This window comes from Pseudomonas sp. MF7453, assembly GCF_016405455.1.
In the GTDB taxonomy this organism is placed as follows: Bacteria; Pseudomonadota; Gammaproteobacteria; order Pseudomonadales; family Pseudomonadaceae; genus Aquipseudomonas; species Aquipseudomonas paralactis.
The window spans coordinates 554230-570515 of record NZ_JAEKCN010000002.1 but is presented as its reverse complement, the minus strand read 5'-3'; the positions used below and the strand labels follow the sequence as shown (position 1 = coordinate 570515).

At 60.9% G+C, this 16286-nt stretch carries 17 protein-coding genes and 1 pseudogene; 14 read left to right on the top strand and 4 right to left on the bottom strand.

Features of this window, described 5'->3' with window-relative positions; translation table 11 throughout:
• Nucleotides 1–4: 4 nt before the first annotated feature.
• The 8 genes from JFT63_RS03705 to JFT63_RS03740 all read left to right on the top strand — a co-directional run bounded on the left by JFT63_RS03705 (nucleotide 5) and on the right by JFT63_RS03740 (nucleotide 8880).
• A complete protein-coding gene (locus JFT63_RS03705; protein ID WP_057702918.1) occupies nucleotides 5–253 on the top strand; it encodes a DUF6124 family protein in 249 nt (82 codons plus the stop codon).
• Between the two features lie 199 nt (nucleotides 254–452).
• Nucleotides 453–1775 carry an ABC transporter substrate-binding protein gene (locus tag JFT63_RS03710; RefSeq protein ID WP_057702917.1) on the top strand — a complete coding sequence of 441 codons (1323 nt, stop codon included), beginning with the start codon at nucleotides 453–455 and terminating at the stop codon, nucleotides 1773–1775.
• Nucleotides 1776–1951: 176 nt separating this feature from the next.
• Nucleotides 1952–2842: a carbohydrate ABC transporter permease gene (locus JFT63_RS03715; protein WP_057702916.1), complete on the top strand. Its 891-nt coding sequence runs from the start codon at nucleotides 1952–1954 to the stop codon at nucleotides 2840–2842.
• Nucleotides 2843–2852: 10 nt separating this feature from the next.
• Complete coding sequence (locus JFT63_RS03720) at nucleotides 2853–3683, top strand: carbohydrate ABC transporter permease (RefSeq protein ID WP_005788583.1); 831 nt, start codon at nucleotides 2853–2855, stop codon at nucleotides 3681–3683.
• Nucleotides 3684–3705: 22 nt separating this feature from the next.
• The gene (locus JFT63_RS03725; RefSeq protein ID WP_057702915.1) at nucleotides 3706–4809 is read left to right on the top strand and encodes an ABC transporter ATP-binding protein; all 1104 of its coding nucleotides are present in this window, start codon (nucleotides 3706–3708) and stop codon (nucleotides 4807–4809) included.
• 18 nt (nucleotides 4810–4827) lie between these two features.
• Nucleotides 4828–6309: a mannitol dehydrogenase family protein gene (locus tag JFT63_RS03730; RefSeq protein ID WP_198843498.1), complete on the top strand. Its 1482-nt coding sequence runs from the start codon at nucleotides 4828–4830 to the stop codon at nucleotides 6307–6309.
• A gap of 138 nt (nucleotides 6310–6447) precedes the next feature.
• Entirely contained in the window at nucleotides 6448–7929 is a 1482-nt protein-coding gene (gene xylB, locus JFT63_RS03735) for a xylulokinase (RefSeq protein ID WP_198843499.1), read from the top strand.
• A gap of 12 nt (nucleotides 7930–7941) precedes the next feature.
• Nucleotides 7942–8880 (top strand): carbohydrate kinase family protein, encoded by a 939-nt coding sequence (locus JFT63_RS03740; protein ID WP_198843500.1) that lies wholly within the window; start codon nucleotides 7942–7944, stop codon nucleotides 8878–8880.
• A gap of 117 nt (nucleotides 8881–8997) precedes the next feature.
• Here the strand turns inward: JFT63_RS03740 and JFT63_RS03745 are convergent, their stop codons facing one another.
• Nucleotides 8998–9267 carry a DUF1652 domain-containing protein gene (locus tag JFT63_RS03745; RefSeq protein ID WP_057702911.1) on the bottom strand — a complete coding sequence of 90 codons (270 nt, stop codon included), beginning with the start codon at nucleotides 9265–9267 and terminating at the stop codon, nucleotides 8998–9000.
• A 297-nt stretch (nucleotides 9268–9564) separates the two neighbouring features.
• On the opposite strand from JFT63_RS03745, the gene JFT63_RS03750 reads away from it, so the two are divergent.
• Together JFT63_RS03750 and map are read left to right on the top strand one after the other, a co-directional pair.
• Entirely contained in the window at nucleotides 9565–9765 is a 201-nt protein-coding gene (locus JFT63_RS03750; protein ID WP_198843501.1) for a ParD-like family protein, read from the top strand.
• A gap of 16 nt (nucleotides 9766–9781) precedes the next feature.
• Nucleotides 9782–10537 (top strand): type I methionyl aminopeptidase, encoded by a 756-nt coding sequence (map, locus tag JFT63_RS03755; protein WP_198843502.1) that lies wholly within the window; start codon nucleotides 9782–9784, stop codon nucleotides 10535–10537.
• 56 nt (nucleotides 10538–10593) lie between these two features.
• Here map and sfnG read toward each other — a convergent pair whose 3' ends face one another.
• On the bottom strand, nucleotides 10594–11718 hold the full coding sequence (sfnG, locus tag JFT63_RS03760) for a dimethylsulfone monooxygenase SfnG (RefSeq protein WP_198843503.1): 1125 nt from the start codon (nucleotides 11716–11718) through the stop codon (nucleotides 10594–10596).
• 199 nt (nucleotides 11719–11917) lie between these two features.
• Between sfnG and JFT63_RS03765 the strand changes: the two are divergent.
• Nucleotides 11918–12083, top strand: a pseudogene (locus tag JFT63_RS03765) (monooxygenase); the annotation flags it as partial.
• A gap of 124 nt (nucleotides 12084–12207) precedes the next feature.
• Here the strand turns inward: JFT63_RS03765 and JFT63_RS03770 are convergent.
• Nucleotides 12208–12993, bottom strand: coding sequence for a sulfite exporter TauE/SafE family protein (locus JFT63_RS03770; protein ID WP_198843504.1), 786 nt, complete (start codon nucleotides 12991–12993; stop codon nucleotides 12208–12210).
• A gap of 198 nt (nucleotides 12994–13191) precedes the next feature.
• Between JFT63_RS03770 and JFT63_RS03775 the strand changes: the two genes are divergently transcribed.
• The 3 genes from JFT63_RS03775 to JFT63_RS03785 all read left to right on the top strand — a co-directional run bounded on the left by JFT63_RS03775 (nucleotide 13192) and on the right by JFT63_RS03785 (nucleotide 14982).
• Nucleotides 13192–13713: a DUF3455 domain-containing protein gene (locus JFT63_RS03775; protein WP_057702906.1), complete on the top strand. Its 522-nt coding sequence runs from the start codon at nucleotides 13192–13194 to the stop codon at nucleotides 13711–13713.
• An 85-nt stretch (nucleotides 13714–13798) separates the two neighbouring features.
• Entirely contained in the window at nucleotides 13799–14317 is a 519-nt protein-coding gene (locus tag JFT63_RS03780) for a sigma-70 family RNA polymerase sigma factor (RefSeq protein WP_057702905.1), read from the top strand.
• Nucleotides 14314–14982 carry an anti-sigma factor gene (locus tag JFT63_RS03785; protein ID WP_198843505.1) on the top strand — a complete coding sequence of 223 codons (669 nt, stop codon included), beginning with the start codon at nucleotides 14314–14316 and terminating at the stop codon, nucleotides 14980–14982. The genes JFT63_RS03780 and JFT63_RS03785 overlap by 4 nt, the downstream gene beginning before the upstream one ends.
• A 1-nt stretch (nucleotide 14983) precedes the next feature.
• Here JFT63_RS03785 and JFT63_RS03790 read toward each other — a convergent pair whose 3' ends face one another.
• Nucleotides 14984–16285: an ATP-binding protein gene (locus JFT63_RS03790; protein WP_198843506.1), complete on the bottom strand. Its 1302-nt coding sequence runs from the start codon at nucleotides 16283–16285 to the stop codon at nucleotides 14984–14986.
• Between the last annotated feature and the right edge of the window lies 1 nt (nucleotide 16286).

Sequence of the window (16286 nt, the reverse complement as noted above, 5' to 3'; positions counted from 1 at the left end):
CACCATGATCAAACCCACCCCAAATCCCCCAATCGATCCAGCACCCAGCGTGCTATTCACCGTTAAAGACGGCATCTGCATCCAAGACCTACTGGTCAACCTCAGCGAATCACTCGCCTCTGCCCACGCCCTCACCTGCGATTTCGCCTTTGATCTCGACGGCTCGCGGCGCGAAGGCGCCCTGGGTATCGCGCAATTGATCGAGGTGTCTCGATTGTTGGCTGAGCGGGTACTGGCTGATATCGAGCGTTAAATACGGCATCGATCGTCCCCACACTTCACGGGGACGATCATCGAGTGCAAAAAAGTATCAGTGAGCGTGCGCCCAAGGATTTGTCACAACCCCATTTCAAGGCTGTAATCGACGCACACTCTTCCTGACTCGTTGCAGGAAGACACAACAACAATAACCGTCCTTCTGTAGCCCCCTGGGCGCGGAAATGGAGTGCGCGATGAAGTTCACAGCAAAAGCTCTGCTTGCCTGTTCTTGCATGACTGCATGCATGACCCTCAGCGCCGTCAGCCTTGGCGCGCAAACCTTGACCATTGCCACCGTCAACAATAGCGACATGATCCGTATGCAAAAGCTCTCGAAAACCTTCGAGGCCGAGCACCCGGAGATCAAGTTGAACTGGGTGGTGCTCGAAGAAAACGTGCTGCGCCAACGCCTCACCACCGACATCGCCACACAGGGCGGGCAGTTCGACGTGTTGACCATCGGCATGTACGAAGCCGCACTCTGGGGCGCCAAGGGGTGGCTGGAGCCGATGAAGGACTTGCCGGCGTCCTACGACCTTGATGACGTGTTCCCTTCGGTGCGTGATGGTTTGTCGGTCAAGGGCTCGTTGTACGCCCTACCGTTCTACGCCGAAAGCTCGATCACCTATTACCGCACCGACCTGTTCAAGGACGCCGGGCTGACGATGCCAGAGCACCCAACCTGGAGCCAGATCAGCGAATACGCGGCCAAACTCACCGACAAATCCAAAGAGCAATACGGCCTGTGCCTGCGCGGCAAAGCCGGTTGGGGTGAGAACATGGCGCTGATCACCACACTGGCCAACGGCTACGGCGCACGCTGGTTCGATGAGAAGTGGCAGTCAGAATTCAACGGCCCGGAATGGAAAAACGCGCTGAACTTCTACGTCGACAACATGAAGAAATCCGGCCCACCGGGCGCCTCCAGCAACGGTTTCAATGAAAACCTCGCGCTGTTCAACAGTGGCAAATGCGCGATCTGGGTAGACGCCAGCGTGGCCGGTTCGTTTGTTACCGACAAGAGCCAGAGCAAGGTCGCCGAGCAGGTCGGCTTCGCGTTTGCGCCCCACGAGAAGACCGACAAGGGCACGTCGTGGTTGTATTCCTGGAGCCTGGCGATCCCGACCAGCTCCAAGGCCAAGGACGCCGCCAAGGTGTTCACCAGTTGGGCCACCTCCAAGGAATACGGCCAGCTCGTGGCCAAGACCGATGGCATCGCCAACGTGCCGCCGGGTACCCGCCAATCCACCTACAGCGACGAGTACATGCAGGCTGCGCCGTTCGCCAAGGTGACATTGGAATCGCTGAAAGTGGCCGACCCGACCAAGCCGACCGAGAAGCCTGTGCCGTATGTCGGTATCCAGTTGGTGACCATTCCTGAATTCCAGGCGATCGGTACTCAGGTGGGCAAGTTCTTCTCGGGCGCGTTGACCGGTCAGCAGACCGTCGATGCTGCATTGACCGCCGCGCAGACTACAACCGAGCGGGAAATGAAGCGGGCCGGTTACCCCAAATAACCCTGCCACACCACCGCAAATGTAGGCGCTGGGCTTTTGTGGGAGCTGGCTTGCCTGCGAGGCAAACAACTCGGTCTATCAGTAGCACCGAGGCGATGCCATCGCAGGCAAGCCAGCTCCCACAGTGACCGCACTCCGACGCAGATTCTGTAGGCATCTGACTGGTTCTGATCACCATGAATACACCCACCAAAAACCGCCTGGCCAACCCCGGCTGGTTTCTCGTCAGCCCCTCGGTGGCCTTGTTGCTGCTGTGGATGATCGTGCCGCTGGGCATGACCCTGTACTTTTCGCTGATCCGCTACAACCTGCTTTACCCCGGCGAAAACCAATTCGTGGGGCTGGAAAACTTCAGCTACTTCATCACCGATTCGGGTTTCCTGCCCGGCGCCACCAATACCTTGTTGCTGGTGGGCAGCGTGTTGCTGATCAGCGTGGTGTTCGGCGTGTTGATCAGCGCGCTGCTGGAGGCCAGTGAGTTCCTGGGCCGTGGCATCGTGCGGGTGCTGTTGATTTCGCCGTTCTTCATCATGCCTACCGTCGGTGCGTTGATCTGGAAGAACCTGATTTTCCATCCGGTGTCCGGGATCCTCGCCGCGGTGTGGAAGTTCTTCGGCGCCGAACCGGTGGACTGGCTGGCGCATTACCCGCTGCTGTCGATCATCATCATTGTGTCGTGGCAATGGCTGCCCTTCGCGATCCTGCTGCTGATGACCGCCATGCAGTCCCTGGACCAGGAGCAAAAGGAAGCCGCACGTCTGGACGGTGCCGGCGCCATTGCGATTTTCTGGCACCTGACCCTGCCCCACCTGGCCCGCCCGATTGCCGTGGTGGTGATGATCGAAACCATCTTCCTGCTCTCGGTGTTTGCCGAAATCTTCACCACTACCAACGGCGGCCCGGGCTACGCCTCGACCAACCTCGCCTACCTGATCTACAACCAGGCGCTGGTGCAGTTCGATGTGGGCATGGCCTCGGCCGGCGGCTTGATTGCCGTGGTCATCGCCAATATCGCGGCGATCATCCTGGTGCGGATGATCGGCAAAAACCTGACTGACAAGCCTTGAGGGCCGCGCCATGACGCTTCAACAATCCCGTCGCCTGCAAAGCCTGTTGCTCGGCACATTGGCCTGGGCCATCGCGATCCTGATTTTCTTCCCGATCTTCTGGATGGTGCTGACCAGCTTCAAGACCGAAATCGACGCGTTCGCCACGCCGCCGCAGTTCATCTTCACGCCGACGCTGGAGAACTACCTGCACATCAACGAGCGCAGCAACTACTTCGCCTACGCCTGGAACTCGGTGGTGATTTCCTTCAGCGCCACCGCCCTGTGCCTGCTGATCTCGGTGCCGGCCGCCTACTCCATGGCGTTCTACGAAACCCAGCGCACCAAGGGCACGCTGCTGTGGATGCTGTCGACCAAGATGCTGCCGCCGGTGGGCGTGCTGATGCCGATCTACCTGCTGGCCAAGAGCTTCGGCCTGCTGGATACGCGCATTGCGCTGATCATCATCTACACCCTGATCAACCTGCCGATCGTGGTGTGGATGGTGTACACCTACTTCAAGGACATTCCCAAGGACATCCTCGAAGCCGCCCGCCTGGACGGCGCCACCCTGTGGCAGGAAATGGTCCGCGTGCTGCTGCCGATCGCCAAGGGCGGCCTGGCCTCCACCGTGTTGCTGTCGCTGATCCTGTGCTGGAACGAGGCGTTCTGGTCGCTGAACCTGACGTCCTCCAGCGCCGCGCCGCTGACCGCGCTGATCGCCTCCTACTCCAGCCCCGAAGGGTTGTTCTGGGCCAAGTTATCCGCCGTTTCGACCCTGGCCTGCGCGCCGATCCTGATTTTCGGCTGGATCAGCCAGAAGCAGTTGGTACGCGGTTTGTCCTTTGGCGCCGTCAAATAATAATTCGACAAGGAGGCCCATCATGGCCAACCTGAAAATCAAGAATCTGCAAAAAGGCTTCGAAGGTTTCTCGATCATCAAGGGCATCGACCTTGAGGTGAACGACAAGGAATTCGTGGTGTTCGTGGGCCCGTCGGGCTGCGGCAAATCCACCCTGCTGCGCCTGATCGCCGGCCTGGAAGAAGTCACTGAAGGCACCATCGAACTGGATGGCCGCGACATCACCGAAGTAACCCCGGCCAAGCGCGACCTGGCCATGGTGTTCCAGACCTACGCGCTGTACCCGCACATGAGCGTGCGCAAGAACATGTCGTTTGCCCTGGACCTGGCCGGTGTCGACAAGAAGCTGGTCGACAGCAAGGTCAGCGAAGCGGCGCGCATCCTTGAGCTGGGCCCGCTGCTGGAGCGCAAGCCCAAACAACTGTCCGGCGGCCAGCGTCAGCGTGTGGCGATTGGCCGGGCGATTGTGCGCAACCCGAAAATCTTCCTGTTTGACGAACCGCTGTCCAACCTCGACGCAGCGCTGCGCGTGCAGATGCGCCTGGAGCTGGCGCGCCTGCATAAAGAACTGCAAGCCACCATGATTTACGTGACCCACGACCAAGTGGAGGCCATGACCCTGGCCGACAAAGTTGTGGTGCTCAACAGTGGTCGTATCGAACAGGTCGGCTCGCCGCTGGAGCTGTACCACCAGCCGGCCAATCTGTTTGTGGCGGGCTTTCTCGGCACGCCGAAGATGGGCTTCCTCAAGGGCAAGGTCACGCGTGTCGAAGGCCAGGGCTGCGAGGTGCAACTGGACGCCGGCACCCTGATCAGCCTGCCGTTGAGCGGCGCGACCTTGAGCGTCGGCAGCGCGGTGACCCTGGGCATTCGCCCGGAGCATCTGGAAATCGCCGCACCAGGGCAAACCACCCTGACCGTGACCGCCGACGTCGGCGAGCGCTTGGGCAGCGACACCTTCTGCCACGTCATCACCGCCAATGGCGAGCCGCTGACCCTGCGGATTCGCGGCGACATGGCCAGCCAGTACGGCGAGACGCTGCACTTGCACCTGGACCCGGCGCATTGCCATCTGTTCGACACTGACGGCGTAGCGGTGGCTCGCCCACTGCGCGCAGCCGCCTGATCCCGCGAGTATTGCCCGATGAAACTCAATAAGCACAACCTCACCCAACTGGCGCCCCAGGTGAAAATCCCGGCCTATGCGCTTGCCGATACCCGCCAGGGCATCGCCCATATCGGCGTCGGTGGCTTTCACCGCGCACACCAGGCGTATTACACCGACGCGTTGATGAATACCGGCGAGGGCCTGGATTGGAGCATCTGCGGCGTGGGCCTGCGGGCCGAGGACCGCAAGGCCCGCGACGACCTGGCCGGCCAGGATTACCTGTTCACCCTCTACGAATTAGGTGACACCGACGACACCGAGGTGCGCGTCATCGGCGCACTCAGCGATATGCTGCTGGCCGAAGACGGCGCCCAGGCGTTGATCGATAAACTCGCCAGCCCACAGATCCGCATCGTCTCGCTGACCATCACCGAGGGCGGCTACTGCATCGACGACAGCAACGGCGAATTCATGGCCCACCTGCCGCAGATCCAGCATGACCTGGCGCACCCCAAGACGCCTAAAACCGTGTTCGGTTTTATCTGCGCTGCGCTCACCCAGCGCCGCGCCGCCGGCACTGCGGCATTTACCGTGATGTCCTGCGATAACCTGCCGCACAACGGCGCCGTCACCCGCAAGGCACTGCTGGCCTTCGCCGCGCTGCACAACGCCGAGCTGCATGACTGGATCAAAGCCAACGTGAGCTTCCCGAACGCCATGGTCGACCGCATCACGCCGATGACCAGCACTGCCCACCGCCTGCAACTGCATGACGCGCACGGTATCGACGATGCCTGGCCGGTGGTGTGCGAGCCGTTCGTGCAGTGGGTGCTGGAAGACAAATTCGTCAACGGGCGCCCGGCCTGGGAAAAGGTCGGCGTGCAGTTCACCAATGACGTGACGCCTTATGAAGAGATGAAGATCGGCCTGCTTAACGGCAGCCATCTGGCCCTTACCTACCTGGGGTTTCTCAAGGGTTATCGGTTTGTTCACGAGACCATGAACGACCCGCTGTTCGTGGCGTATATGCGTGCGTACATGGACCTGGACGTCACACCGCATCTGGCGCCGGTGCCGGGCATCGACCTGACGGCGTACAAGCAGACGCTGGTGGAGCGCTTTTCCAACCAGGCGATTGCCGACCAGTTGGAACGCGTGTGTTCCGATGGGTCGTCGAAGTTTCCCAAGTTCACCGTGCCGACCATCAATCGCTTGATTACCGATAGCCGTGAAACCGAGCGCGCCGCACTCGTCGTGGCGGCCTGGGCCCTGTATCTCAAGGGCGTGGACGAAAATGGCGAGCGCTACAACATCCCCGACCCACGGGCCGAGTTCTGCCAGGGGCTGGTGAGTGATGACGCGCTGATCAGCCAGCGCTTGCTGGGCGTGGAGGAGATTTTCGGCACGGCTATTCCCAAGTCGGCGGCGTTTGTGGCAGCGTTTGAGCGCTGTTATGCAAGCTTGCGTGACAACGGCGTCACCGAAACCCTGCAACAACTCCTGAACAAACCGGATTAAAAATGTGGGAGGGAGCTTGCTCCCGATAGCGGTAGGTCAGAGAAAGGTATTTGACTGACACTCCCTCATCGGGAGCAAGCCCCCTCCCACACTTGACCGGGTTACCAATCCAAAAATAATACTGCTGAGCACTCCATCATGACCCAGCAAAACCTTTACCTCGGTATCGACTGCGGCACCCAGGGCACCAAGGCCATTGTCCTCGACGCTAACAGCGGCAAAGTACTGGGCCTGGGCGCCGCCGCGCACACACTGATCAGCGGCGCCAACGGCCGGCGCGAGCAACACACTCAGGAATGGCTGGACGCTTTCACCGAAGCCACCCACCGCGCCCTGCAACAGGCCGGAGTCGATGGCCAGGACATCCTCGGTATCGGTGTGTCCGGCCAGCAGCACGGCCTGGTGCTGCTGGACGAACAAGGTGAAGTGCTGCGCCCGGCCAAGTTATGGTGCGACACCGAAACCACCCCGGAGAACGAGCGCCTGCTGCACCACCTGGGCGGTGAAAGCGGCTCTTTGGAACGCCTGGGCGTAGCAATCGCACCGGGGTACACGGTGTCGAAACTGCTCTGGACCCGCGAACAGCACCCGGAGGTGTTTGCGCGCATCGCCCATATTCTGCTGCCCCACGACTACCTCAACTACTGGCTCACCGGCCGCGCCTGCGCTGACTATGGCGATGCCTCCGGCAGCGGTTACTTCGACGTGCGCAGCCGCAGCTGGGACGTGGCGTTACTCCGGCACATCGACCCCAGCGGTCACCTGGAAGCAGCGCTGCCGCAGTTGATCGAAGCCGACCAGGCAGTGGGCACGATCCTGCCGGCCATCGCCGAGCGGCTGGGCATCAACCCCAATGCCGTGGTGTCCAGCGGCGGCGGCGACAATATGATGGGCGCCATCGGCACCGGCAATATCGCCCCCGGCGTGATCACCATGAGCCTGGGCTCATCGGGCACCGTGTACGCATTTGCCGAGCAGCCCAACATCAGCCCGCAGGCGTCGGTAGCGACCTTTTGTTCGTCGAGTGGCGGTTGGCTGCCGCTGATCTGCACCATGAACCTGACCAACGCCACCGGGGCGATTCGCGAGCTGCTCGAACTGGACCTGAATGCCTTCAACGCCCTGGTCGAACAAGCCCCCATCGGCGCCGACGGCGTTTGCATGCTGCCGTTTCTCAATGGCGAGCGCGTGCCCGCCCTGCCCCACGCCACCGGCAGCCTGCACGGCCTGACCATGACCAACCTGACCCGTGCCAACCTGTGCCGTGCGGTAGTCGAAGGTACTACCTTCGGCCTGCGCTATGGCCTTGACCTGCTGCGTCAGACCGGCCTGCAAAGCCAGAGCATCCGCCTGATTGGCGGCGGTTCAAAAAGCCCGGTGTGGCGGCAGATGGTCGCCGATATCATGCACACCGAAGTGGTGTGTACCGAACAGAGTGAAGCCGCGGCCCTCGGTGCGGCGATCCAGGCGGCCTGGTGCCAGAGCGGCGAACCCCTGGCCAGCCTGTGCGACAGATGTGTGAGCATCGACCCGGCCAGCCGCACCTTGCCGGCACCCGAGCGTGTCAGCGCCTATCAACAGGCGTATGAGCGTTATCAACAGCACGTGGCATCCCTTTAAGAGCGAACGACTATGTATCTGGTGTGTGGTGAGGCGCTGTTTGATTTTTTCAGCGAGGAGGATGCCAGCGGGCAGCCCTCCAGGGTCAACTACAAGGCGATTGCCGGGGGCTCGCCGTTCAACGTGGCCGTGGGCCTGCGCCGTCTGGGCGTTGAGTCGGGGCTGTTTGCCGGGTTGTCCACCGATTACCTCGGGCGCCGCTTGCACCAGGTGCTCAAGGCCGAAGGCGTCAGTGAACGTTTTCTGGTGGAGTTCGACGCGCCGACCACCCTGGCGATGGTTGCCGTGGGTGCCAATGGCTCGCCGCAGTACAGCTTCCGTGGCGAAGGCTGCGCCGACCGCCAGTTAGAGTTGACGCACCTGCCGCCCCTGGGTGATGAGGTGCGTGGGCTGCATATCGGTTCGTTCTCGCTGGTGGTGCAACCCATTGGCGACACCTTGCTGAACCTGGTCAAGCGCGAAAGCGGCAAGCGCCTGATCAGCCTGGACCCCAATGTACGTCTCAACCCGCAGCCGGATATTCAACTGTGGCGCACGCGCGTGGCGCAGCTGGTGCAACATGCCGACCTGATCAAGGTCAGCGACGAGGACTTGCACCTGCTCTACCCCGATCAGTCACCCGAAAGTGTGCTGCAAGGCTGGCTGCAGCACCGCTGCCAACTGGTGTTCCTCACCCGCGGCGGCGACGGTGCATCGGTGTTCAGCCGCCAGCATGGCAGTTGGTCTGCCGCTGCGGTCGAAGTGCAAATGGCCGATACCGTCGGCGCCGGCGATACGTTTCAGGCGGCGTTGATTGCCTGGCTGACCGAGCATCAGCTTGATTCAGTGACTGGCCTGCAACAGCTCACGCGCGCGCAAATGGATGACATGCTCGGCTTTGCGATTCGGGCTGCCGCGCTGACCTGTACCAAGACCGGCCCCGACCTGCCCTATCGCCACCAACTGGCGTGAGCCAAATAGTGGTTGCATGAGCGAGCTTGCTCGCGAAAAGTGTTAACGATAACGCGCACATCCTGGAGTAACGCGGTGTCTTTACGCTTTTCGCGAGCAAGCTCGCTCCTACAGTGGTTAGTGATAACCGCGCCCGCCTGCGCGTTGCAGGACCGGGGCGTGGCTGTACTTGAGATCCTCACGCAACCCGGTGATCAGGTTGCAAATCGCTCGACTGCTGTCGAGCTTGTCCGCGTTGATGCCTTTGACTTCCAAATCCACCCGGTCACGGTTGCGGTCATCAAAGATTTTTATGGTCAACGAGGCATCTTCGGCTTTGGTGCATTCGCACCGTTTAGGCAGGAAACTTCCTTCAATAATGCTGCGAAGCTCTAGTTCCGAAAGCATGGCTAACTTCTCCTTTTTTTGAGACTGCCAAGCGGTTGCTCATGTGTCTGGCAGTCGCTGGCAGTTCACGTCTTGCCAACCCTGTAAGACGCTTGTCATCCCCAAGCCTACGCGGCAAATTCGGCTGGCGTTGTAACCATTCTTCATAAGGCGCGTGCTGCGTTATATAACGTATTTGGGCGAGGCGTGATCGTCTTCGAATGGCTTCGATTAAACGTTTAACCCTCTCGCCATGATGTTTACAGCGGACATACAAAACATATACGCTTTGTATATCAACCAGACACAGTGAACCCCATGGGCATCGTCAAGATCACCGACCCACTGCACGAACAGCTACGCCTGGCCAGCGCCGCCATGGACCGCTCGATCAACGCCCAGGCCGAGTTCTGGATCAAGATAGGCCTGCTTGCCGAGCTCAACCCACACCTGCCCTACAACGAGCTGATCAACAAGCTGTTGCTGGACAAGCCCGACCTGATCCGGGGGCGCACCTGATCCGGGGGCGCAGCTGATGATCAAGACCGCCGCGCAACTGGCTGTGATGCGCGAATCCGGGCGCTTGCTGGCTCAGGTATTCGACATGCTCGACGGTTTTGTCGCTGCCGGCCGTTCCACTCTGGAGCTGGACAGCGCCGTCGAAGCCTTCATTCGCAACGACCTCAAGGCTCGCCCGGCCAGCCTCGGGCAGTACGACTACCCTTTCTGCATTAACACGTCGATCAACGAAGTGGTGTGCCATGGCATGCCCAGCGCCAGGCAAATCCTCAAGGACGGCGACATCATCAACATCGACATCACCCTGGAAAAAGGCGGCTTTATTGCCGACTCCAGCAAGATGTACATGATCGGCAACGTGGCGCCCAAGGCCAAGCGCCTGGTGGAAATGACCTTTGAAGCGATGTGGGCCGGCATCCGCCAGGTCAGGCCCGGCGCACGCCTGGGTGATATCGGCCATGCGATCCAGAGCCATGCGCAAGCCAACGGCTACAGCGTGGTGCGCGAGTACTGCGGCCATGGCATCGGGCGGGAGATGCATGAAGAGCCGCAGGTGCTGCACTTCGGCCGCCCCGGCACCGGCCTGGAACTGCGCGAAGGCATGGTGTTTACCGTCGAACCCATGCTTAACCAGGGCAGCGCCAAAGTGCGCAGCCTCAAAGACGGCTGGACCGTGGTAACCAGGGACAACAGCCTGTCGGCGCAGTGGGAGCATACCGTGGCGGTGACGGCAGATGGCTTCGAGGTGTTGACCTTGCAAAATCACCCCTAACCACCGCTATAGCCTGTAGGAGCGAGCTCGCTCGCGAAAAACGCCCAGACCCCGCGCTAAACCAGGCTAGCTACTTTTTCGTTAACGTTTTTCGCGAGCAAGCTCGCTCCTACACCCGCCTCGACCTCCAGCTCGCGCACCAGCGGCAAGACCCGTTTGCCGAAATACTCGACTTCTTCCTGAAAGTGCAGGAAGCCAGCCAGCACCAGGTCCACGCCCACCGCCTTGAGCGCGACGATGCGCTCGGCGATCTGCTGCGGGGTGCCGATCAGGTTGGTCTTGAACCCATCGTTGTATTGCACCAGGTCTTCAAAGCTGGACTTGGCCCAGTTACCCTCACCTTCCGGCGAGGCCTTGCCCGCTTGCCTGGCAGCATCACCGAAGGCGTTGACCGCTTCCGGGTCGGCCTTGTCGATGATCTCCGCCAGCACGGCCCTGGCCTCTTCTTCGGTGTCGCGGGCGATGATAAAAGCATTCACGCCTACTTTCACCGAATGGTGATTGGCGGCGGCCTTGGCACGAATATCATCGACCTGGGCCTTGATACCTTCGGGAGTATTGCCGTTGGTGAAATACCAGTCCGAGACCCGCGCGGCCATGTCCCGCGCCGCCCTTGAGCTGCCGCCCTGGAAGATCTCGGGCTGCCCCAGGGGCTTGGGTTTGAGGGTGTAGTTGTTGAAGCGGTAGAAGTCGCCCTTGAAGGTGAAGTCATCCTGGGTCCAGATACCTTTGAGGCTGCGGATAAATTCTTCGGAACGACGATAGCGCTCATCATGCTCCAGCCAAGGCTCACCAATGGCCTGGAATTCGCCCTTGAACCAGCCGCTGACGATGTTCACCGCGATCCGACCGTTGGTGAGCTGGTCGATGGTCGCCAACTGCTTGGCGGCCAGCGCCGGTTGCCAGGGGCCGGGCAGGATCGCCGCAATCACCTTCAGCGTGGTGGTGGCGGCCAGCAGCGCATGGCTGAATGCCACGGATTCATGCTGGTTTTCGGCGCCGTAACCGGCGGTGAAGCGGATCTGGGTCAGGCCGTATTCAAAGCCGGCAGCTTCGGCCAGTTGCGCCAGTTTGCGGTTGTAATCGATGCCCCAGTGGGTGCGCTGTTCGATCTTGCTGACCACCAGCCCACCGCTGACGTTGGGCACCCAATAGGCAAATTTCACGGCTTGCTGACTCATCGGACGGTACCTCGCACAAAGGGATGTCCTGTGGCTTACGCAGCAAGCGTGCCAGGCCGCGCAAACGCCCTCACCACAAGCGCTGCGCTAAAAAAAGCACCTCGAATCAGTACGACGCTGGTGTCAGGTATCGCAGCGGTTTGTCGATCCACTGTTGCTGGAGCAACACCGAATCGCCCCTGCTCACCGTAAACAGGGGAGCAAAGTCCCGGCGGGCAAGGCGCTGGACCGACATTGGCGCAACGCACGGACGGTCTTTGCACAATCCGCTGATCTACAAGGCGCGCATCGTGGGTGACTGGGTGATCAATGGGACAGAACCACCGTTTGTATGGCAAATCGGCGACGGCCCGGCGAAGGCCTGAAGCCGATCGCGCTCAAACTGTGGGAGGGGGCTTGCTCCCGATAGCGGTGTGTCAGACTTGGAGGTATTGACTGACACTCCCTCATCGGGGGTAAGCCCCCTCCCACATTTGGAGCACATGCGGCTCAGAACGCCAGCTTGTACCCCACCGCCATCAACATGACCGCCAGGCACGGGCGTAACACGCTGTCGGAAATCTTGCCGGTCATATGGCTGCCAAAGTAGATCCCCGGCAACGAGCCCATCAGCAAGAAGCCCAGCAGGTGCCAGTCCATGTTGCCCATGCTGGCATGACCCAGGCCCGCCACCAGGGTCAGGGGCACGGCGTGGGCGATTTCGGTGCCCACCAGGCGGCGCGTGGCCAGGAACGGGTACAGAATAAACAGCGCCACCGTGCCGAGGGCCCCGGCGCCAATGGACGTCAAGGCCACCATGGTGCCGAGCACCGCGCCGGTCACCACGGTCAGGGCGTTCAGGTTGCGCGGGCGCATGTGGTAGTCATCACCGGCATGTCGCTGAGCAAAGGCCAACAGGCTTTTCTTGAACAGGATCGCCAATGCGGTCAGCAACAGCACAAAGCCCAGCGCCTGCTTGATCACCGCATTCATCGCGCTGGGGTCGGTGTGCAGGCTGGCAATGAACCACAGCGTCAAAAGCACCGCAGGCACACTGCCCAAAGTCAGCCAGCCAGTGATGGTCCAGTCGATATTGCGGTTCTTGCTATGCACCAGCACGCCACCGGACTTGGTGATGGCGGCATACAGCAAGTCAGTGCCCACCGCAGTGGCCGGATTGATACCAAACCACAACAAAATCGGCGTCATCAGCGAGCCACCACCGACACCGGTCATGCCCACGATAAAACCAACGATCAGGCCGGCAACCACGAAACCAATATTACCCACATCCATTACAGCTACCTGCAGCCTTATAAATTTCTGGGCGCAGGATAGCGATTTTTCTTATAACCACTTATACCAATATGATCTGACTTTATGCCTTTTCATCGTATGCACTCCAAACTTTATTTTCTAAACGCTGCATCCAATTGATCCGCTCATGGGTAATACCTTCAGTAACCGTGCTGTTCTACCCAATGGAGAATCACCATGAACGCTAAAGCCCTGCTCTGCTTCACCGGTTTGCTTATCGCCAGCCCCGCCACCTTTGCCCAGGCCGGCCTGCCTGACAGTATCAAGGTGCCCCAGGGTCACAAGATTGCGATGGAGACCACAGGCATCGGCGAAATCACCTATGAGTGTCGCGACAAGGCCAATGCTGCAGGCCAGACCGAATGGACCTTTGTCGGCCCCAAGGCCGTGCTGAATGATCGCAGCGGCAAGCAAGTAGGCACCTACTTCGGCCCACCGGCGACCTGGCAGGCCAAGGACGGCTCCAGGATCACCGCCACGCAATTGGCCGTGGCGCCATCGAGCCCGGGCAACCTGCCCTATCAACTGGTCAAGGCTAATCCGGCTGAAGGCCAGGGCGCGATGACTGGCGTGAGCTATATACAGCGGGTTGCACTCAAGGGCGGCGTGGCGCCGAGCAGTGAATGCACCGCCGCCGACAAGGGCAAGCAGGAAAAGGTGAAATACCAGGCCGACTACATTTTCTGGGTATCCAACTGAGCAAACTCGACTACGCTGCCCAAAGGAAATTGCATCCCTCAGTGCAGGCGACGTGCTTGCATGGGGGTTGCCTTGAGGAAGTCATGTGTTTGATTACGAAGCCTGCCTGTCGGCCTGCGCCCGTGGCGATCAACAGGCCCTGCGCCGCTTGTACGAGCAAGACAGCAGCCATTTGCTGGGCGTAGCGCTGCGCATCGTGCGTGACAAGGGGCTGGCCGAGGATGTGGTGCATGACGCATTTATCAAGATCTGGAACGGAGCCGCCGGTTTCGACCTTAGCCGAGGCTCGGCGCGTGGATGGATGTTCAGCATCACTCGGCACCTGGCACTGAATATCGTGCGCAATGCCGGCCGCGAGATTGCCTTGAGCCAAGCGCACGAACCACACGCCGAACCTGCCGAAACCTTTGAGTTCACGGCACGCTCGGGGCAGATCCACACCTGCCTGGCGCACCTTGATCCGGCACGCCGCCGGTGCATCCTGCATGCCTACGTCGACGGCTATTCTCATAGCGAAATCGCGGAGAAACTAGGCACCCCACTGGGGACGATCAAAGCCTGGATCAAACGCAGCCTCGCCGCGCTCCGGGAGTGCATGGCATGAACAACGACGAACTGGCCAGCGAATACGTATTGGGCACGCTGCCCCCTGAGCAACGGGCCGACGTTGAGCAGCGCATCGGACACGACAGCGCGCTGCGCAAGGCGGTGGATGCCTGGGAGCAGCGCCTGTTGCCGCTGACGGCGCTGGCCGAACCGGTGCCTCCCTCCCCGCAATTATGGCGGCGCATACAAAGCACACTCGCGCCACCGCCGGCCTTTGTCTCCTGGTGGAACCTGCTGGCCCTATGGCGTGGCCTGGCCGCCGCTGGGCTGGCGGCAAGCATCGTATTGGCGACGCTGTTGCTGACCCGCCCGCCTGCCGCCAACCCGACCTTTGTGGTGGTACTGGCGGCGCCGCAAGGCCAGTCACCCGGTTGGGTCATCCAGGCCAGCAATGACCAGAAGATCCAGTTGATTCCCTTGGGAGTGGTGCAAGTGCCAGCGGACAAGGCCCTGCAATTCTGGACCAAGGGTGACGGCTGGCAAGCGCCGGTGTCCCTGGGTTTGGTCAAACCGGGGCAGACGCTGTCGATGCACTTGGACAACCTGCCGCCGCTTACGCAAAACCAACTGTTCGAGCTGACACTTGAAGGCCCAGCCGGCTCACCCACTGGCAAGCCGACCGGGCCGATCCAAGCTATCGGCCGCGCGGTCAAGGTGCTGTGATCTACCTCTGAGTCGGCAACCACAGCCGAAACCGCGCTCCGCCCAGCGACGACGCCAGCGCCGTCAAGGTGCCGCCCTGGGCCTCCAGGGCGCGCCGGCTGATCGCCAGGCCCAGGCCAAAGCCGCCGGTGGCGCGGTCGCGGCTGCGGTCCAGGCGGTAGAACGGTTCGAAGATGCGCTCGCGCTGGTCCACCGGTATGCCGATGCCGTCGTCATCCACCCAGATTTCGCAGCCGTTGGGACACACCTTGACCCCCACCTGGATGCGTTTATCGCAGTAGCGCGTCGCATTGCGCAGCAGGTTCTGCAAGGCGCGGGCGGTAAGGCGCGGGTCGAGGCTGAAGCGCTCGACGCTGCAGTCCAGCGCCACGTCGATGACGATCTCGGGGTTTTCCAGCTCGTCGTCGACGCTGCCCAGCACGCTGTCGATAAACTCATCGAGCGCCACCTCGACGCGTTCGGGCAATTGCGCAGGATTTTGCAGGCGGCTGTAGGAGAGCAATTCCAGCACCAGCTCATCCAGCTCGCGAATATGCGCCACCAGGCTTTGCAGGCGCTCGCGGCTGGCGGGGGGCATGTCTTCGGAAAGCGCCAGGGCCAGGCCGAAATCCAGACGCGTGAGCGGTGTGCGCAGTTCATGGGAGACCGCATTAAGCAAGTCGCGCTGTTGATTGAGCAGGTGCTCGATATCGTCGGCCATGGTGTCGAACACTGCGGCCAGGCTGCCGATGCTGGAGCTCGGCAGAAGCCGCGTACGCTCCCCAAGATGGCCCTTGCCCAACAGCGCGGCGGTGCTTTTGAGGCGCTCCAGGTCACGCCAGTGCGGACGCAGCCACACCAACAGGCACGCCAGCAGTGCTGCGCCAACCAACACGTTCATCGACCAGTACAGCAGGTTCATGTCCAACGGGTCCGGCGGGATCGTCAGCTTGACCGCGAACTGCTGATTGATCGGCGAGCTGATTTCTTCCATCCAGCCCCACTCGCCCAGGCGAATCACCGGCTTGCCTTGCTCCAGCAGTTGTTCTTCCTGAGGTGTATAGCGGGCGTCCTGGCGCAGCAACAATTGAACCTTCAAGGGCGCAAAATCGCGGCTCAACTGGTCGGTCACCTGGGACCAATGCTCTACCGGTGCGCGCTGGTACTGCTTGACCATAAGCTTTTGCAGGCCACGGGACTGTTCGATGTTGTAGTTCATGTAGCGGTGTTCGAACAGCTGAATCACCAGCTTGGGAATCAGAAAGATGGCGGCGCTATAGGTAATGATGGTGATCAGGTAGAGGCGAAGCAGCACACGGAACATG